Source organism: Verrucomicrobium sp. BvORR106 (assembly GCF_000739655.1).
In the GTDB taxonomy this organism is placed as follows: domain Bacteria; phylum Verrucomicrobiota; class Verrucomicrobiia; order Verrucomicrobiales; family Verrucomicrobiaceae; genus Verrucomicrobium.
In genome coordinates this window covers 78,023-95,960 of sequence record NZ_BATR01000075.1, presented here as the reverse complement: position 1 = coordinate 95,960, position 17,938 = coordinate 78,023, and the positions used below count along the sequence as shown (strand labels likewise).

The 17,938-nt window shown below is 58.3% G+C and carries 7 protein-coding genes; 4 read left to right on the top strand and 3 right to left on the bottom strand.

The genetic code is table 11. The annotated features are described in order from the left end of the window. Nucleotides 1–1,088: 1,088 nt before the first annotated feature. A complete protein-coding gene (locus BV106_RS35440) occupies nucleotides 1,089–5,057 on the bottom strand; it encodes an ATP-binding protein (RefSeq protein ID WP_051945655.1) in 3,969 nt (1,322 codons plus the stop codon). Next, nucleotides 5,057–6,481 carry a toll/interleukin-1 receptor domain-containing protein gene (locus tag BV106_RS11265; protein ID WP_038164514.1) on the bottom strand — a complete coding sequence of 475 codons (1,425 nt, stop codon included), beginning with the start codon at nucleotides 6,479–6,481 and terminating at the stop codon, nucleotides 5,057–5,059. Before BV106_RS11265 ends, BV106_RS35440 begins: the two co-directional genes overlap by 1 nt. A 339-nt stretch (nucleotides 6,482–6,820) precedes the next feature. On the opposite strand from BV106_RS11265, the gene BV106_RS11260 reads away from it, so the two are divergent. The 4 genes from BV106_RS11260 (at nucleotide 6,821) to BV106_RS11245 (ending at nucleotide 14,770) form a co-directional block, all read left to right on the top strand. Then, on the top strand, nucleotides 6,821–8,272 hold the full coding sequence (locus BV106_RS11260) for a toll/interleukin-1 receptor domain-containing protein (protein WP_038164513.1): 1,452 nt from the start codon (nucleotides 6,821–6,823) through the stop codon (nucleotides 8,270–8,272). 6 nt (nucleotides 8,273–8,278) lie between these two features. Continuing rightward, entirely contained in the window at nucleotides 8,279–12,076 is a 3,798-nt protein-coding gene (locus tag BV106_RS11255; RefSeq protein ID WP_038164512.1) for a hypothetical protein, read from the top strand. Nucleotides 12,077–12,125: 49 nt separating this feature from the next. Then, on the top strand, nucleotides 12,126–13,208 hold the full coding sequence (locus tag BV106_RS11250; protein ID WP_051945653.1) for an endonuclease/exonuclease/phosphatase family protein: 1,083 nt from the start codon (nucleotides 12,126–12,128) through the stop codon (nucleotides 13,206–13,208). Between the two features lie 185 nt (nucleotides 13,209–13,393). Beyond that, on the top strand, nucleotides 13,394–14,770 hold the full coding sequence (locus BV106_RS11245; RefSeq protein WP_038164510.1) for a TIR domain-containing protein: 1,377 nt from the start codon (nucleotides 13,394–13,396) through the stop codon (nucleotides 14,768–14,770). Nucleotides 14,771–14,783: 13 nt separating this feature from the next. Here BV106_RS11245 and BV106_RS11240 read toward each other — a convergent pair whose 3' ends face one another. Further along, a complete protein-coding gene (locus BV106_RS11240) occupies nucleotides 14,784–17,930 on the bottom strand; it encodes a TIR domain-containing protein (RefSeq protein ID WP_038164508.1) in 3,147 nt (1,048 codons plus the stop codon). Nucleotides 17,931–17,938: the final 8 nt, after the last annotated feature.

The following is a 17,938-nucleotide window of genomic DNA, read 5'->3' as shown; positions in this document are numbered from 1 at the left end:
GCGACATGTTCTCGCATCGTGTCGCTTGAGGGAGCACCTCCCAAGAACATGTCTCAAATGACGTCTTTTTGCGACACATTCCATTAACCTGTTCCCGCTGGCGACATAATCCGCTCCAGGGCTAGGAGCCGACTGTCAGGGCTCAGAAACGATGGCACCGCCGCCTACGGCACCAGAAGATTGCCGTGTTTCCGGGCTTGGTTCAGGTGGTTCGCCGATCCAACCACGGAGGTCGCAAAGCTTCACAGAGGTCGCCTTGGCCACAGTTTCAAGATGCATAAACCCTCTGTGAAACTCCGTGACCTCTGTGGTTAGACGTTCCAGCGCATACCCGCCCGGGCCCGCTCATTGATCACGGTTTCGAAGTGCGGATCAGTCGGCAGAACCGGCGGGGCTTGTCCACCATATCCGTCAATTGTCCCGGTGTTGTGCGGAGCATCAGGCAGCGGCAGCCAGGTGACGAGATCCTCTGGATACGGTATTCAGGATCTTCACCCGCACCGCGGTGCTGTTCCGCACCAGCGTCGCGCCAGCCCCGCTGCTGATCGTCACATCATCACCGGTGGCAGGGACCGCGTTGCCAGACCAGTTGGCCGCAGTGTTCCACGTGAGGTTGTCGACCGCACCCGTCCAGGAAACCGCCGCCTCCTCAGCCGCCCCCTGGCCAGACTACCATCATCAAAATCACCGCCGCTCGAGTGATCCTCAATGCTGCAACGTTAGCATGCATATCGCATAAATACTTAGACGGGGAAACTCTCCGGTTCTTATCACGACGCTCAAACTTCAGAGCGAGAAAGCACGCACGGGCAGCCTGCCACGCAGATGTCCCCGATAGAGATAGAGAAGTTCCTCCTCCATCTCCACCGCCACACCGCGCCTCTGCCTCACGCTCTCTCGATCCTTGGAGTAACTGACAGGTTAAGTCTCATCGCGTGGAACCTCACACTGAAGGCAAACAACTGTTCGTCACCTCATGGGAAAAAGTCACTGCTTCATTGTGGCATTTCCTCCACACATTCTGATGACACCGTGAAGCCCGCAGAACGTGACATCGGGCTTACAGATGCAACCCCTGCACATCCACCCTACTGACCGCCTTCCATCTGGATGCCGTCGACTGGCCCGGCGGCACCGAGCAAATGCTTTCGAGGATCCGGCCTGCGGGGCGGACGCTCAAGATTCTTGATCCCCAGCCCCGGTGCCTTTTCCACGAACTTCCAGACGTCCCCGTTGAACTCAGCGCCCAGCCGTTGCTCCAGCACCTTCAACACAATTTTCTGTTTCTCCCCACCACAGCTCGGCCATTTCAGCATGTCCACCAGCGTCTCAGTGTCCATTTGCTCGCACAACAACCGCACGTCCCTGCGTCTCTCCGGTTCCTCTTGTTTTCCCGAGGAATCGACCTCCATTTCAGGAACTGATTCCTCGAAGGACCATTCAAGGGCGAATTCACGATACATGATTAAACCACCGGGCAAGCGTCTGGCAAAGCCTGCCATGAGCGCCCGGCACTCCGAATCGTTTTGACCTACCAGCCGATTCCAACCTTTCTGAGCAAATAGTTCAGCTGTCTCCTCATCCATTCCTTCCATCGTGGCCAACAACGCAGAGCCGAGAGGGGCGAGCCGGTCACCCTTTCTCTTTGATGTCGGATCCATATGCTGAACAAGCTTCTCCGCCGCGCCTATCCGCAACCTATTTGCCACAGTAGATTCCAACAAGCCGGCTAGCTCGGCAACAGCTCTCCCAAACTCCGACACCCTCATTTCGTCAATACTCTGCGAGCTTGTCATGGCTGAAAGCAACCCTTCTGCCGATTGCTGAAACTGTGACTCAGGAATCCGCCCTCTGCTACATTCAGCCACGGCCCTAAGCGATCGTGCCAACCCCACCAAGTCATCGACCTTGGCTATCCGCTGTCCAGTCATGACATCCTTCATTTGATCTGCCACCCGCTGCAAAATAGAGATTCGATCATTTAGCTCCACTCGCTTCCCCATGGACGACAGTGCCTTGGCGATTGGTGCAATTCGCTTGATATCTGAGCCATGCGGATCCTCCACTAGATTAGCCAACCGAGTCATCAACACCTTCACCGAATCAGTATCCAGTCTAGCCTGAAGCAGATCGAGAAAATCAACCAGTGCATCTAGCCGCTCTGGCAACATTTCATCTTGGGTCTCCAGCAATTTAAGCACTCGTTCGGCTGTATCTCGCACCATTGACGTTTCAGCCCGCTGAATCAGCTTTCGATACGCCGAACACTCTCTCTCACCAATAACCGTAAAAATTGAGGCATCCGGATTCAACTCTAGCACTGAGGCCAGATGGTTGATTCCTCGGTGCGAAATGGACACCGCAACATGCGGATCCAGCCTTGAGACAAGGTAATCAAGCATCTCAGCATCCTCGACTAAGTTGATTCCCGAAGGCTTAGCCGAACCATCTGGAATCGGGAACAACCCTTCTGACAACTTCAACGCCACCTCTGGACTCAAATGTTGGGACATTCCTTTTATCATCTCGCGCAATGAACTAACCCGAACTCCTCTTTTGATCGCCACTTTCTCAATTGCTTCAGCGAGAATATTTGCGCCTTCCACCAGATTGCCTTTCCCAGACTCACTGTTGACCCGGTCCGCCAATGTTTCAAAAGAAGTGACATAAACTCCGATCGAAATATAATCCAGGTTCTTTTCTGCACGAAGTGCTACCAACTTCTGGTTCAAAAGCGATTCCGCTTCGACAGGGGTGAGCCGTCTACACAGACGCCGCAATCCACCAATATCAAAGTACAATGCATTTGCATCAAAGCCGCCAGACGCCCTCAGGCTATCGAGCAAGACACCTACCCCTGAGTCCGCAAGCTTGCCTGCCGACGAATCGTCAACTCGATCCAACAACGCTGCTAAAGCATCGCCTAGGATGAAGCGCCGGGGTTCAACCTGATCCATTCTGGCCGTCTTCATCTCCGCAAGGATTTGCTCTGCCAGGGCGGTGCATGCCGCGGAGTCAATCCGTTTCACCAACTGCCCGACCATCTTAGCCTGTTGGCTCCCTCCATACTCGCCCCCCTCACTCGCAATCAAAGACGTGACTGCAGCATCTGCCATCCGCGGCCAAGAGACCCTGCTTCTATCCAGCCCAACGGCAGCTCTAAGGCCCGCCCACTCATTGCCCTGAGCGAGAGTCGGGGTACCGCCCGGCTGAAACCATGCATTCTGCACCTTGACCCGAACAATTTCATTATTGCCATCCAGCGTCGCGAGCTCCCACAATGCATCCCACTCCACATCAGATATTGAGAATGAGAATCCTCGTCCGATGGTACGTACAAAAGACAAGGCCAACGCGTCTTGTGCTTTCACCTTCGCCAGATTGGCATCCTCCGCAGCCTTCTTAGCAATCACTGCCGCCTCTTTAGCTTCCTTAAAGTACCAGGTAGACACAGCAAAAGCGGTCGCCAACAGGACGACGACTCCTATGACCGCATGCCGCACTCTGGTGGCATCGCGAATGGCCCTGTCTTCAGCGTTTTTTCGGTCAATAGCCCGCCGCCCCGCTGCATCCTGTTCCTCACGATAGAACCCCTCCACCTTGTCCCACTGCCCAGGCACATAGCGCTCCGCCCACGCCTGATCCGGGCATCTGCGATCCCACCATGCTGCCAGTTTTTCGAGTTGGGCATCATCATAGCGCATGCCGCGCTCCGCATCATCCAGCACCCGGCGTAGTTGTCTCGCATCCTCAGCCTCCTCGCGCACCCAGTGCTTGAGCGTGCCCCAGTGGGAGATGAGGGACTCATGAGAAATGTCTAGGGACGTCTCCGATTCCAGCTCCACTGGCGGCGATGCAGGCGTCAGAAAGCCCGCCTGCTCCACACGGAATGGCAGGGTTAGCAGCGTTAGATTCTGAAGAGCCTCTTCCCCGGACAAGGAAGGCCAAAGCAACGCCGCCAGCCGCTGCGCTGTCTCCGGGCGCCGGATCGGCCGGTTGTCGGGTGCCAGTTCCGTCAGGGCCTTGAACAGCTGTTCCACTTCACTCCTCGAAGCCTCATCAGGCAGGCTCTCATACACCTCCTGCGCATGTCGGTGCAGGGCTCCATGCAGCTTCAGTTCCTCTGCCGCCTCCACATCCCCGTCCAGAGTCCCCACCTCCTCCACATACAAACTGAGCGGCATCGCCTCCGCCGATCTGCCCTCACACCCCTCGACCCGGCACGCCTTCCCGTCTTTCTCCCAGCGATCCCACAGCCGCCGCAGCGCATGTTGCAGCAGCGGCAGGCGGTTCGGCTCCTCCCCCAGATCATTGAGCAAGCGCGTCACCAGGGCAGGGTCAACCTCCATCCCGGCCAGCCGCGCCGGCCCCTCGATGGCCGCCCGCAGGTCCTTGCGCTCCAGGCGCGGAATGATGTACTGGCTGCGGTTCAGGTGCTCCGGCAGCCCACGGAACCTGGCACAATCGCCCAAGAAGTCCGAGCGCATCGTCAGCACCACATACACCGGCACCAACCGCTGGTCGGCCGCGGATAACAGCAACTGAATGAACTGGTCCGCCTCATCGGCAGATCCCAAACGCGCAAACCGGAAGATTTCCTCGAACTGATCCACCAGCACCAGCAGGCTGTACGCGTTCGCCCGCTCTCCTGTCAGCGGCTGGCCAGCCAGAGCCGCCAGCCCCGCAGAGCTGTGCCGCAGGGCCGCCTCCGCATAATCCTCACGGGAGCCCAGCTCCTCCGGTGCCCCCTCCAGCACGGCAGACCGCGCCAGGGCCTCTGCCAGATTCCGGATCGGCTGGCTGCGCGGCTTCATGTCCACCACCACCCACTCCCGCTGCCCCGTGGGCAGCCCCCCTGCATGCAGCGCCGGCAGCAGGCCCGCCCGCACCAGGGAAGACTTGCCACTGCCCGAGACCCCCACCACCCCCAGGAAACGGTTCGCCGCCAGGAGGTCCACCATCGGGTCCACCTGGCCATCCCGGCCGAAGAAGTAGCGGGCATCCTTCTCCTCGAACGGACGCAGCCCCACATACGGATTCGCCAGCGCCCCTCTCATCACGCCGCCCTCCCTTCAGTCACCGCTGTTGCCAGCGCCTGCAATTCGTCAAACCGGTCCGCCTGCAGAAAGTTGGCGTGTTCCGGAGTGAAGAACATGCGCTTTTCCTCCGCTCCCTCAGGAGCCAGGCAGTAGTGCAGGCTCGGACCAAAACCAGGCCGGTGTTTGATGATTTCATCGTACCTGGCCTTCAACCAGGGGGCCTTTCCCCGTGCGGAGAACAGCACCATCGCCTGCGCCCGCTCCGCCAGATCCGCCCGACGTCGTCGCAACGCCCCAGGGTCCAGCCCAGCCGTCCAGGCCACCTCCAGCGTACAGCGACCTACGGCTTGTAAGACTGCCAGTCCCGCCATCAGCAGCGGATGCCCCGCATCACTGTCGTGGTGGTCAATCACCAGCAGCGGCAGCGCCGGAGCCGTAGGTGCCTCAACCGGCACCAGCCCCTTCATCAGCCCCTCCAGATCCACCAGGAATTGGTGAAACGGGCACCGCAGCAGCTCCACGCCCGCCACCTGCCCGATTGACTCGATCCACGCCTCCTGCGCAGCGTCAACGGACGTACGACGGTCATCCACCCAAGCCAGGCACTTCAGCCGCTTCTGCTCCAGGCGCGGCCGGATCGCCTCCCACTCCACCCGCTCCACATCCACCCCCGCCTTCACCATAGGCCGGCGGCCCGGCAGCATCACCACCACCTCGCTCTGGTCGAGCATCTCCGTCAACGCCTGCTTCAAGGCAGGTTCGTTCAGCGCCACCGCCCCATGTTCCTTCTCCACGATCTGATAGTCCAACTTCATCAACTCCCGCCTCATCCTCGGCAATTGCCCCTCCCGGTCACTGTGTGCCAGATACACCTTCCGCCCCTCCACCGGCACCAGCCCCTTTTCCAGCGCTCCCCGGATATCTTCGCACAGACCATAGAGCGCCTCCGCAAAGAGCGGCGCGTGGGCCGGGTTCGTCGGGTCCCATTGCTGGACTCTCTCTGACACCTCATCCTTGTGGAAAAACGGCACCCCCAGCTTGTTCGTCAGGAGACTCGGCAACTCGTACTCCGGCGTGGGCAGCTTCACCGCCGGGTGAATGAGCGAAGCCGCGCGCTTTTCTTCCCCGATATCGCAGAGGTGATCCAGGAAGATCTGAAACTCGTCCGAACACCAGCCGGATCCCGCGAAGCAAGGTGAAACCAAAGGCACCAACACTTTGGAACTCGCCACCGCATTCCGGATCTCATCATCCAGCTCCCCCTCGTTCCGCAGCCTGCGGTCCCGCCACACCTTTACATCCCGTTGCAACAACTGGGCCAGATACGTCTGTAGTCGCAGATGAAACCAGTCCACCCATTTTTCTGGGTCCTCCGGTCGCTGTCTCACCGCCAGCGGCAGGTTGTCCTTGTGACTGTAGCTGATAAAGACGTCGTTGAGCATAACCTACTTCCGAATCCGTTCCTGTACTGACGCACCCCATCGTCAGGCACCTGGCAAGGCGCCTGCCCGATTCCCCACCTGAATCGACACGCCATCAAAACTAGATTGTTTACCTCTCTGGAGCAATTTTTTTGTGCACACCACACCAACTCGCAAGAATGCGAGGCACCGGAATCAGACGGGGTCCATTTTTCGGACCGTGCTATTTTTTGTAATATTATTGACACATCGGCAAAAATCCTGCTTAACTTTTTTGTCGCCGAACTATCAAAATCCGGATTCTCCTCTCGCGACGCGTGACACCCCAGTCACCGCCATCTGTCAACCCGCAAGACGACCATGGCCTACACCCCAGGATTCGTTCACGACGTGTTCATCAGCTATGCCACTGCGGACGACAGGGCCACAGATGGGCTCATCAACTATATCGACGGCAAGTTGCGCATCAAACTGGAGGCAAGGCTGTCAAAACGCTGCAAAGTCTACCTCGACAGCAATGAAGGAATAGCGGCCGGCGCACCCATTCAAGACCAGATCATAGCGCATGCCCGCAGGTCTGCTATTTTTGTGATCGTGTACTCAGAAGCCTATCAGCGGTCTGACTACTGCAAGCGTGAACTTCACGAGTACTCCAGCTGCGATGGCAATGCCATCTGCGTTCTGCACCTGGCCTCAACCTCCAACTCGCAGCAAGATCACAGTCCGCTGATCAATAGCCGCCGCGCCCACGAGTTGTTTGAGACAACACACGGTGGCAATGAGCAGCGCAACTTCCGGCACGATGCCAAACCGCAGATACAACGGAACAGGGACAACCGCACCCTCGACGAGGCACTGGACTCGCTTGCCAATGAGATGGCAGAGCACCTGAAAACCGTCCGGGAAAACTCCAAACTGCCCAGGATCCATCTCGCCTGGGCGCTCGACGAGTTCACTCCCCAGGCAGAACAGATTGCCAACAAACTGGAAGCTGAAGGATTCATTACCACATCCTCTCCATCTGTCAGCATCATCACCCCTGCCGCCCAGAACAGTGCTGCGCTGTGCCTGAAATCCTGCTGTCTGTACCTGGAACTTGTAGGCGCACCAGACGCTCTTCGGGAAGAACACGTTGCCGCCCTCTCGACGCTCCAGAGCCAGGCCGCCTCTGCAAAGATGCTCACGTGGGTCAACAGAACCAATGCTTCCACTCCGGTTGAAAAATTCCTCCCGGGCAAACGACGAGTCTTTGTCGGCACCGACTCCGAACTCTACGACGAGGCCGTACACTGGCTGAAGAACGCGGCGGACCTGGAAGGCCAGCCCGCCTATCCCGCCCCGAATGCGGGTGATTCCCCCCGCAGCTTGCTCATTATTGCGTCCTCCGAACAGGCGGACGGCCCGTTCGTGGACTGCGTTTGCGCTGAGGTCGACGCTCACTATCGGGAAGCATTCAATGTTGGAAATGATGCCTTCTTTTGGGCGGCCGAATGTTGCGGCTCAGACTGCCCCCGTGACACCCCACCTCCCCCGGAGTGGATCCAGCGACTGGACAATCGCATCAAGCGCAATCGATCCACCGGCATCATCTTCATCCACGGAGAAACCCCCGGTCTCGTGCAGGGGCAACTTCTGCGCGACTTCTTCTATGCCTTCGAAGACGGGCTGTTCAAGACCTTGCGCGCTCGACCAGGCATTTGCGAGTTCCCTCCTGTTCCCAAGCCCCGTCGCTATTATCGTCCGGCTCCAAGCTCGGTCATTGAGTTCGGTGCGGACAATCTCGCCCCCCTCAGGCACATCGCTACAGCTTAGCTCATCATGCTGGAAACCCTACGTCCTCAGTCGCAGGTCGTCTCTGGTCTGCCCGCAGCCCCCTACCCAGGTCTTCGCGCCTACAGTGAGGAGGAGAGCCTGATCTTCTGCGGTCGTCGTGACCACAAGCTTGAACTCCTCCGGCTCTTGGAATCACGGCGTTTTCTGGCCGTATTGGGAACCAGCGGCTCCGGCAAATCCTCACTGGTTTATGCCGGGCTCCTTCCCGACATCAAAAAGGGCTTCCTGGTGGGAGTAGACCCCGACCGCAACATCCTCGCGCGCACCACACCGGGCCTTGATCCACTTGCCCGGCTGACCACCGCTTTGGCCAATGCTGCAGACTTCAACAAATGCCCCTCTCCGCTCGAGGGAGGAGCCTCCGGTCTCGCCAGTGCGCTTGGTTCGGGGTTGATTCGCATGGACGTCGCAAATGCCCCCCAGCCTTTCGACGGCGCCCGCCCGACACCGTCATCACTCATCATCTACATCGACCAGTTCGAGGAACTATTTGGATTCCTCGACGATGCTGAAGATTCCGGGTCTGCCTCCTCGCCAAACCTGTCCACCAGCAACTACGAGACCGCACTCAGTCAGGCTCAGAGCTACGTTCGGCTCCTGCTGGACTGCACCCAGCAGAAGACGTTTCCCATCTACGTGGTGATCTCCATGCGTTCAGACTTTTTCTGGCGCTGCGAATCCTTCCCTGGGCTGGCCAGAGCGGTGAGCCAGAGCCAGTTCCACACCCCACGCCTGGAGCGGCGTCAGGTGGAGGAAGCCATTCGCAAACCGCTGGAACTGTACAAGAGCGAAATTGAAGACGATCTGGTGGCGGAACTGCTCAACCAAGCCCCCCATGAGGCGGATCAGCTTCCGGCACTGCAACATGTGCTCTTCCGCCTTTGGCACCTCGCCAAAGCCAGAACACCTCAAGACGGACCAGTAGTATTGAAACTGGACGACTTTCGCAATCCCGAAGTCGGCGGCTATGTCTCATCGATGGAGCAGCATGCTTCCGAGGTCATTGCCAGCATTGCATCCTCCGAGCAAGTGCCGGTTGACGAGATCCGCAAGGACGTACGCAGCATCTTTTGCGCCCTGGCATCATTTTCCAGCCGCGTTCAATCCGGGCTGTCCAACTCCACGCTCTGGGTGCGGCGGAGACTCACCTTTGAAAAACTCGATCATTTCACCGGGATCGGCCGTGCCCGGCTGCAATCCATCCTCTTCGCTTTCCGTTCTCCTGAGTGTTGCTTCCTCTTACCTCTATCCCATCCGACGTCACCAACCCGGCAGCAGCACTTAAAGAGGCAGGAAATCATTCAGGTCAGCCACGAGGCCATCTTTCGTCGATGGTCGTCCCTTGTGGAATGGCTCGGGGCCGAGCGCGTTCGTGCACAAACCCTTTCCCTGTATCTTGAAAACACAGGTTCCGGCCCCATACCAGAACGGACCCCCTCCCATCCGAAGGACTGGAATGGATATCTGCATCACGTCCATGACATGCTCATGGGGGCAACAGAGCTGGCGCCTTCCTGGCTCCAGCAGCGCTCCAAGGACTATCTCGAAAACGACCCGGACGACTACGGCGTCGCGTGGGGCAAGCGACATTCGATGGATCTCCCCTTCCTTCACCGTGCGTGGGTGGAAAATGACCGCCGGATCAAGCTCAACCTCCGGAGAAAATTCCTGTTTCCGGTTTTCGTCGTCTTTGTATTGCTGGCATGCATCGTAGCTTCCACACTGCTCACTAAATCAGAAGAACTCAAGGAAAGTAACAACAAGTTGGAGAAATCCAACAGTGATCTGGGCACCGTAAACCACAACCTTGAGTTAGAGAAAAACAACCTTAAACAGGCTAATGCTGACTTGAAAGTAAGCACTGAAAAGCTTGCCGCAGAAACAAAAGCCAAAAGCGATCTTCTTGCTGAAGTCACCATTCAGAAAATGGATCTTGAGTCTACAAAGATCAGCCTAGAGAACACGGTGACGCTTCTCAACTCCAAGATGGACGAGGTTGTCAGTGCCATTGTCTTACGCACTTCAGGAGTCACCTTGCAAAGGCATCAACTGGGCGACGCAAAAAATTGTGGCATCCAAAGCCTCTTCACCCCAGTCGTGCTCAAGAAGCTCGCCGCGGCGGCCAGGCCCAAGGATGCAGGTGTCGCCGCCTGGTGTCGAATCCCCGACCCCAATTCCAGCACAGCGCGCAAGGTGGACTCACTCGTCTACGCTTTGAATGGCGAAGCCGCCATCCAGGCCCTGGGCACTCTTACCTACTGCCCACCCCCACCTGCCATCCCCGCAGATGCATCGGTGAGCGCCGATCGCGAAAGCCTTGTCTACGTGCAAAACCACGCCCTCAAGCTCTTGCAACCAGGCAGAGGTGATGTTTCTGAAGTTCCACTGAACAACCTGCTTAGCGGTCAGAAGTTGACGTGTGCCGTATTCGATCCAACCGATCCTCTTGTGGGCTATGTTGGAACCGAATCGGGAGAGGTTCACAGCTTTGCGCTAGGGCCCAATGGCTTCACCTCCCAGGTTCTCATCAGCGGGAAGGCCCCTAAGGTTCCAGTCACGCGTCTTCACTCTTTGGACACCTTTCTCGCTTACGAAACGATTCCGGGCCGGCTCGCAGGCTGTTGGAACGCGGGAGAAACCATCGTCTTCCCATCAGATTGGAATCTCTCGTCCCCCTGTGCACTCCTTGGCAAGGAAAGTTCCTGGCTCGTCGCCACTCAGGGACCAGAGCTCGTTGCCATTCCCTTGAAATATATCAATTCCCAGGAGTGGGACCAGGCACGTCAAAGCACCCTTCGCCTCAAGTGCGACGGCCGGGTGAAGCAACTTGCTGTGAACAGCGGGGGCGACATTCTCGTGGCAGGCACAGAGACCTCTGATCCTCTTAAAGGTGAATCTCGCGGCAAAGTGATGATCTGGCACGTCTCCGCCCTCAACGCCGCGAACGACATACGAGCAGGCAAAGCAGATCCCACTCCTGGCGAGGCAGTCTCGCCAGGCAGATTGCTTCCCGGTCACAAAGGCGGCATCACCAGCATCCTCTGGGGAAGCCGTAAAGGTGATTTCCTTGTCACGGTAGACGATGATGCGCTGGTGCTCGTTTGGCCCCGCCTTTGGTGGGATTCGCAATTGAAAGCCTTGCGATACAAGGAACCGATTTCTGCGAGATTCAGCGACAGTTCCAACACATCCGCACGGCTCGACAAGGCAGCCCTGTCCTTCAGCGAAGACTTCCTGGCGGTCAATTCAAACAAGCAGGTGGGCCTGATTCCCCTGGCACCACGGCTCCTCGTCAAAGCCTCCCAGTACGAGGTCCAACGAAGTGACTTAAGCCTCCGCCAACCAGCCTCTGCTTACTTCAAGGGGGAAATCACGGGCACCCCCATCGGTCCCAAAGAGACACTCTCCCTCGTTAGCTGGAGTGATGCAGACCCGGAACGCAATCCGTCCCTGAGCAGGCTCTTCAAAGCTGACCCCAACCGTGACATGGGCACCGCCTCGCAACTGGATACTGACAAACTGTTTATCGCCGCCGCTTGGGACCCCAAATTCACCTCCAGAGCTTTGCTCCGCTCCACCAAAGTCCGAGTCTCCCGAGTTCGTGGAAACTCAACGAGCTCTGCCATTGAAGTCACCACCGTGGACATCGTGCCTGATGGTATTCCCATGAAAGCCAGCCTCTCGGAGGGACTTGTCAAAAAGCTGGATCTCAAGGAGACCGACTCCGTCCTCATCGAGCTGCCCCTGATCCCCACCGGCACCGCAGCCGAGAACGCACGGTAGCAAGGTTGACCCTTTCTCCACCTTATTCCCCATACCTTCACCAAACACCATGCCCGCTTACTGGCCCATTCGAAACTTCGATGACGCCGCTCGCCGCGAGTTTGTCATCGAAAAACTCCTCCTCCTCCGCTCTCAGCTCGCCAAGCTGGTCCCCCGCAAGAGTGAGGACACCCTCCTCCTCTGCACCTGGAACATCCGCGACTTTGACAGCGACAAGTTCGGCTACGGCCTCCGCCTGCCCGAGAGCTTCCACTACATCGCGGAGATCCTCAACGCCTTCGACCTCATCGCCGTCCAGGAGGTCAACCGCGACTTGCAGCCTCTGGAAAAGCTCATCTCCTTCATCGGGCCCAACTACGACTACATCCTCACCGACACCACGGAAGGCACTGGCGGCAACGGCGAGCGCCTGGCCTATGTGTATGACCGTCGCAAGGTCCGCTTCCGCAAGATCGCCGGCGAGGTCGTCCTCCCCTCCAAGCGCGGGCAGTCCGCCCCGACCCAGTTCTCCCGCACCCCCTTTGTCACCGCCTGGCAGGCTGGCTGGTTCAAGTTCAACCTCTGCTCCGTGCACATCTACTATGGCGCGGACACCGGCCCAAAACTGAAGCGCCGCATCGCTGAGATCGAAGCCCTGGCCAAGTTCTTCAAAGAACGCCAGGCCAAGGAACCCGGCGACTACTTCCTGCTCGGCGACTTCAACATCGTGGACCTCGCCCACCCCACCATGGAAGCCCTTACCAAGCACGGCTTCCAGTTGCCCCAAGGCATCAAAGGCGACCAGATCAAGCGCTCCGGCTCCAACATGGCCCAGGACAAGTTCTACGACCAGATCGTTCTCCGCCCCTCGGACAAACGCCTGGAGATCGGCCAGTCTGGCGTCCTCAACTTCCGCGAAAGCATTTTCACCGACGAAGACTTCAAGATCTACAAGTCCCATATCCCCGTCGACAAGCTCAAAAACAAGACCGGAGCCAAAGCCCTCGCCGAGTACCGCAAGTGGCTCACCTGGCAGATGTCAGACCACTACCCCCTTTGGGTCCAGCTCAAGGTCGACTTCACCACCGCCTACCTGGAAAGCCTCAAACCCGGCCGCCAGATGCTGGCGATAGAAGAAAACAAACCGGCCTAGCGGTTGACTGAATCGAGCGCCCCCGTCCGCTGCGAAGTGATTGCGACATCGCGTTACGCGAGGTACGCCATAGCGACCTCACGTTTGCACGTGCCCCCCCTCCATCCGCAAGGGAGAGTCGTGTCCGACGTTGATGCCTTTGCATAACAGCATATCGAATCGTTTGCTCACCACCCCTCCCCGCTATGACGCTTTCAAAGCCATTGCTCAAGAGCTCCTGGGCCGCCCGCATCTTCCCACCGGCAAAGATCTTCATCAGCTACGCAACCATTGCCCATAAGGAGCTTGCTGCCGAACTTTGCGAAAAGCTCGTGGAAAACGGGTTCGGGGTGTTTCTCGATGCGGATGGCATCCTCATCGGAGAAAGATTCAAAACAGAAATACCGCAGCATTTGCGGGAGTCCGACGCCATGCTTGTCCTTGTATCTGATGCGTACGGGCAGAGCACCTGGTGCCAGGCCGAGTTCCATGTGGCGCACACCATGAAGCTTCCCGTGCTCCCCGTAAAGTTCAAGGCTGCGACACCCGTGGTGCTGCCGGAGCCTCTGGCAACCCTCATCAATGAGTGCCAGCACGTAGAAGTTCCAACCCCCGCCTCAGCCACGGTCATCTTTGAGGCTCTGAAAAAGCGGTTCACAACGCTGAAAGCCCGTGTCCGTCGGAAGCATCTCATCCGCGCCATGGGCTCCCTCGGCCTGCTCGCGGTGCTCTGCACCGGACTCGCTGCCGGCATCACAGAACTGAGTCGGGAATGGCATCGACGGCATCTCATCAACCGGATCCTGACCGCAGAGCAAATGCTGCCAAACACCTCGGTGCAAGCAGACATCTCCCGCTTCCAGCGCGACGACCGGCTCCGCAAACAACTGCTGCTCCTGGCAGATGACGCCACCGCTCCAGCGCACCGGAGGCTCAATGCCATGGCGCTCACGACTGCCACCGGAGATGATCGCAACCGCTGGTTCGTAGAGGGCTTGAACTGGAAGAATGCCGACTACAAGGGCGGATCATTCACCAACACCACATTCCTCTCAGGCGCCATCTCTGGAGCGACCTTTGAGCGAGTGCACTTCGGCGGCGTTCTCTGGGGAGAGGCCCCTTCCTTCGACATCAGCACAGCTGCTTACCGGGACTGCACCTTCGCCGGCGGAGCCTTCCTGGCGACCAACATCATCGACGCCGAGTTCACGAACTGTCAGTTCATAGGCACGAATGTCGATGTGCAGAACTTTGGTCAGGTCCGCTTCAAGACCCAGCCGCCCGAGGAATCGTCAAAATTTGTCGTCACAGGCAGCGTCTGCTCTTTTGAAAACGCCGTGATCTCCAACTGCAAAGAACCCCCTCCTCCCGGAGTGCTGGACTTTAGCGGTCCTGAAAACGAAGTCACCTTTCATGACGTCGTCTTCGAGTCCTGCCGGTTCCGCGGCTTGATCCGCCCCTCATGGTTCCAGAAGTGCCACTTCACCCGCTGCGTGTTTCCTGAGTCCTTCAAAGTGGAGGAACTCAAGCAGGCCGGCAACCACGTGGTGGGCGAGCTCGTGACGAATGAAGGTTGCCCGTAGTGTTTTACGGCAGTCACTTCCCTGACATAGCCCCCTTCAACACGGCCTCCAATCGCATCCACTCAGCAGAGGTGGCGGCTTCCTTGGCCTCAATGCCCCCATGCGGATTGAAAATCATTCCGGCAACCGGCTCCGCCGCGTCGAGAATGGACCTGGCCACGGCTTCCGAAGGAACAACACCTGACTGGCCACATCTCACTCGCGTCGAACGATCCAGCGCAAACCAACGTGTCCCATCGCTGCTGGACACCGCCATGGCGACATCAAGACTTTCCTGTGGAGCGATCTCCTCCGCCACGGGAAGCCCAGAGGCACACTCCCAGAACCGGACTCCCCCTTTGATCGTACAGGTCACAAGGCGCTGGCTGTCTTCGCTGAATTGAGCGCTGACGATCCAGTTGTCATGCTCCAGATTGCGGGTCATAGGCTGACCCGTTGCGGCATCCCAGATCCTCGCCTGCGGATACCGTCCATATGTGACGAGGTAGCGCCCGTCCGGCGAGTATCGGGCCCCCATAGGCTCTGCTTCAGAGCGCATCTTCCCGGGCAGAGATTCGCCAGAACCGGCCTTCCACTGCAGGACCAGATAGTCATTGCCCCCGCTGCACAGCCTCCCCCCGTCTGCAGAGTAGCCAAGTGTTTGGACTGCCCCATCATGTCCTTCTATTTGACTCAAGAGCGTGCCCCGACAGGCATTCAACTGCCAGATCCTGCCTGCATCATTCCCGACCGCCACCATCCTCCCAGAGGGCGAGACGGCCGCACACTGGATTTTCTCTGTGGCATCCATATTGAGGTCAATGGAACGCGTCTGCCCCCTCTCTACGCACCAGAGGGTCGCCCCCTCTCCCGCTACCAGCAAGGAGTCTTCCTGCGCGACTCCTTCTCGATTAAGAAACTTGAGCACTTCCAAATTCTTGCCGGAGAGTTCGCTTTTCCAGGTTTCCTGCTCTCCATACACCTTCATCACCGCAAGCCCCCCCACGGCGTCCACCCACGCAACGGCATTCCCATCAGCCCGGAGGTCCATGGCAGAGACGCCACTCGGAACGGACACCTCCAACACGGCCTTCACACTGCGCCCAGGATCGATCTCAAACACCCTCACGACGGCCTTCTCCGGCAGATTGGTCACGACTGCCAGCTTCCCCCCATCCGCCGACTGGGCAGTTGTGTAGACATGCTCACCTTCAGCAACTGCCAGTCGCGTGTCAGTTGTTTCCGCGATAGCCGGCATGATTTGCCAGAGTCGCAACCAGGGGGAGGATGTGGCGGTCACCAGACGATCTGACGCACCCATGAACTTCGCCTGACGCACCCCGGCGTCATGCACAAGCGGTTCACAAGCGGGGGCTCCGCCAGGAACCTTCCAAACCCGAGCGAAGCGATCTGTGAAATGCTGAGTGATCATCAACCGATGATCAGGTGCCAGATCCAATCCTCCTGAGCCCATCGCAGTCACGTGGTAGCCAGTCTCTCTCACGGGGTGCACGACCGTCCAGAGAGGAGCCGCAGATTCAGCCCCCTCAAAGGCATAGACCCGCCATGCGTCAGAGAAACCCTGACCAAAGGCTCCATACCAGGACGAAGAATCTGCGCCTGCCATGATCAGATCCAGGGGCTGCCCCATGGGCAACACCCAACTTCGTGCTGGTGGTGCTGAGTCCCACCAGGCGACCCGCCCGTCTTTGCAGATGGCAGCCCCCCGGTTCTCCGCCGCCCACCATGTCGATGAAACAACAGGATGCGAAGCACTCTGAAGTTCCCCCATGCGATGACCGTCACTCGAGCGAAGAATGAGTCCTTCCCCCTCCGTTGGAGCCATCATGACATACTTGCCGTCAGGACTCGCGTGAAGGTGCCCCTGCCTACCCAGGCCATTGATCTGCCACGCCAGGCCGTCATCACGGATACGGTACACTTTCAGCCCACCTTCCACGTCCAGGACCGCGAGCTTTTCCCTGTTGTCCAGGAACTCCACTTGGGCCGCAGGAACAGGCAGAGGCAGGCTCCTCACGAACTCTCCCGTAGACAGTGACCACAGCTCGAGTCGATTCCCCTCACCGTAGGTCGCGATCAGATTCGCTTGCTCATCCACTGCAACCTGTTTGAAGCGGCCTGAGGTCCACTCCCCCTCTTTCGGCAGAATGGGAGTGTATCGTCTCGCTCCCGTCGCGGTATCAAAGACCGAAACTCCCCCTGTTGGAGAGGCCGCCAACACCCTTTTTCCCTGCTCGAGCAGGGCCACCTCATCGATCATTCCCCCGGCGTCCATGGGTGGGACGGTCAAGACTGGCCAGCGACGTTGAGTCAATGCAGAAGTCAGGCGCTGCATCGCGCTGCTGTTCTCCGGATTCTGGCGGACAGCACGAACAAGATGCAGCAACGCTTGATGAGACTCCCCCTGCGCAAGCAGCCGGTGGGCATTGGCAAAGTCGGACTGGGAAAGGGTCACACGCACTTGATGCTCCCGCTTCGCCGCCAGCTGCCACATCCCCAGGGCAAACAGCAGAACTGCGGTAAGGACACAGACAACCACAGTGACATGCCGGAGAATGCGGCGCGTTTCCCGTACGTGGTCCCCGATGAGGTCCTCCTTTCCCTTCCCTTGAAGCTGGGCCGAGATCGAGGCCACATTCTCCAGGAACAGAGGGTCAGACAGGTGATACTGTTCCGCTGGAAGTTTGGAAAAGTCCGCCCAGCGGGGGACCGTTTTGAACACTCCCCTCAACGTCTCGGGGATGGCGTTGCTCAGGGTGAAGTCAAAGTCGCCAGCGTCATCATCCCAGACCAGATCCCCTTTTGTGAGCACGAGCATCAAACTTCCCGGAGGTTTCCTATTGATCCAATACTCAAGCTCTTTCTTAACCCACTTGGAGGCGGCAGCCTGAGGCGATGCCAGCAGGATCAAAAACTCCGTGACCTGCAGGGCCCTCTCGATTTCAGGCCAAAGTTCGGGGGTTACGCTAAGGTTGGTCGTATCGCGAAAGATGCGAAACAGCCGGGGCTTGTACCACGGCTTGGAATAGGTTTGCAGAGCCTTTTGAAGGCTTGCCGCAAGTTCCTGGGTGGCCCCATGACTATAGGAAATAAATGCCCTGTGCTGTGAGACAACAAGGCCGGGATGGGGGAGCTTCTCATTGGCAGGGGCAGAGTTCATGGGACACG

Coding starts and splice junctions, on each gene's coding strand:
- BV106_RS35440 (WP_051945655.1), bottom strand. CDS start 5,057: ATGAGAGGGGCGCTGGCGAATCCGTATGTGGGGCTGCGTCCGTTCGAG.
- BV106_RS11265 (WP_038164514.1), bottom strand. CDS start 6,481: ATGCTCAACGACGTCTTTATCAGCTACAGTCACAAGGACAACCTGCCG.
- BV106_RS11260 (WP_038164513.1), top strand. CDS start 6,821: ATGGCCTACACCCCAGGATTCGTTCACGACGTGTTCATCAGCTATGCC.
- BV106_RS11255 (WP_038164512.1), top strand. CDS start 8,279: ATGCTGGAAACCCTACGTCCTCAGTCGCAGGTCGTCTCTGGTCTGCCC.
- BV106_RS11250 (WP_051945653.1), top strand. CDS start 12,126: ATGCCCGCTTACTGGCCCATTCGAAACTTCGATGACGCCGCTCGCCGC.
- BV106_RS11245 (WP_038164510.1), top strand. CDS start 13,394: ATGACGCTTTCAAAGCCATTGCTCAAGAGCTCCTGGGCCGCCCGCATC.
- BV106_RS11240 (WP_038164508.1), bottom strand. CDS start 17,930: ATGAACTCTGCCCCTGCCAATGAGAAGCTCCCCCATCCCGGCCTTGTT.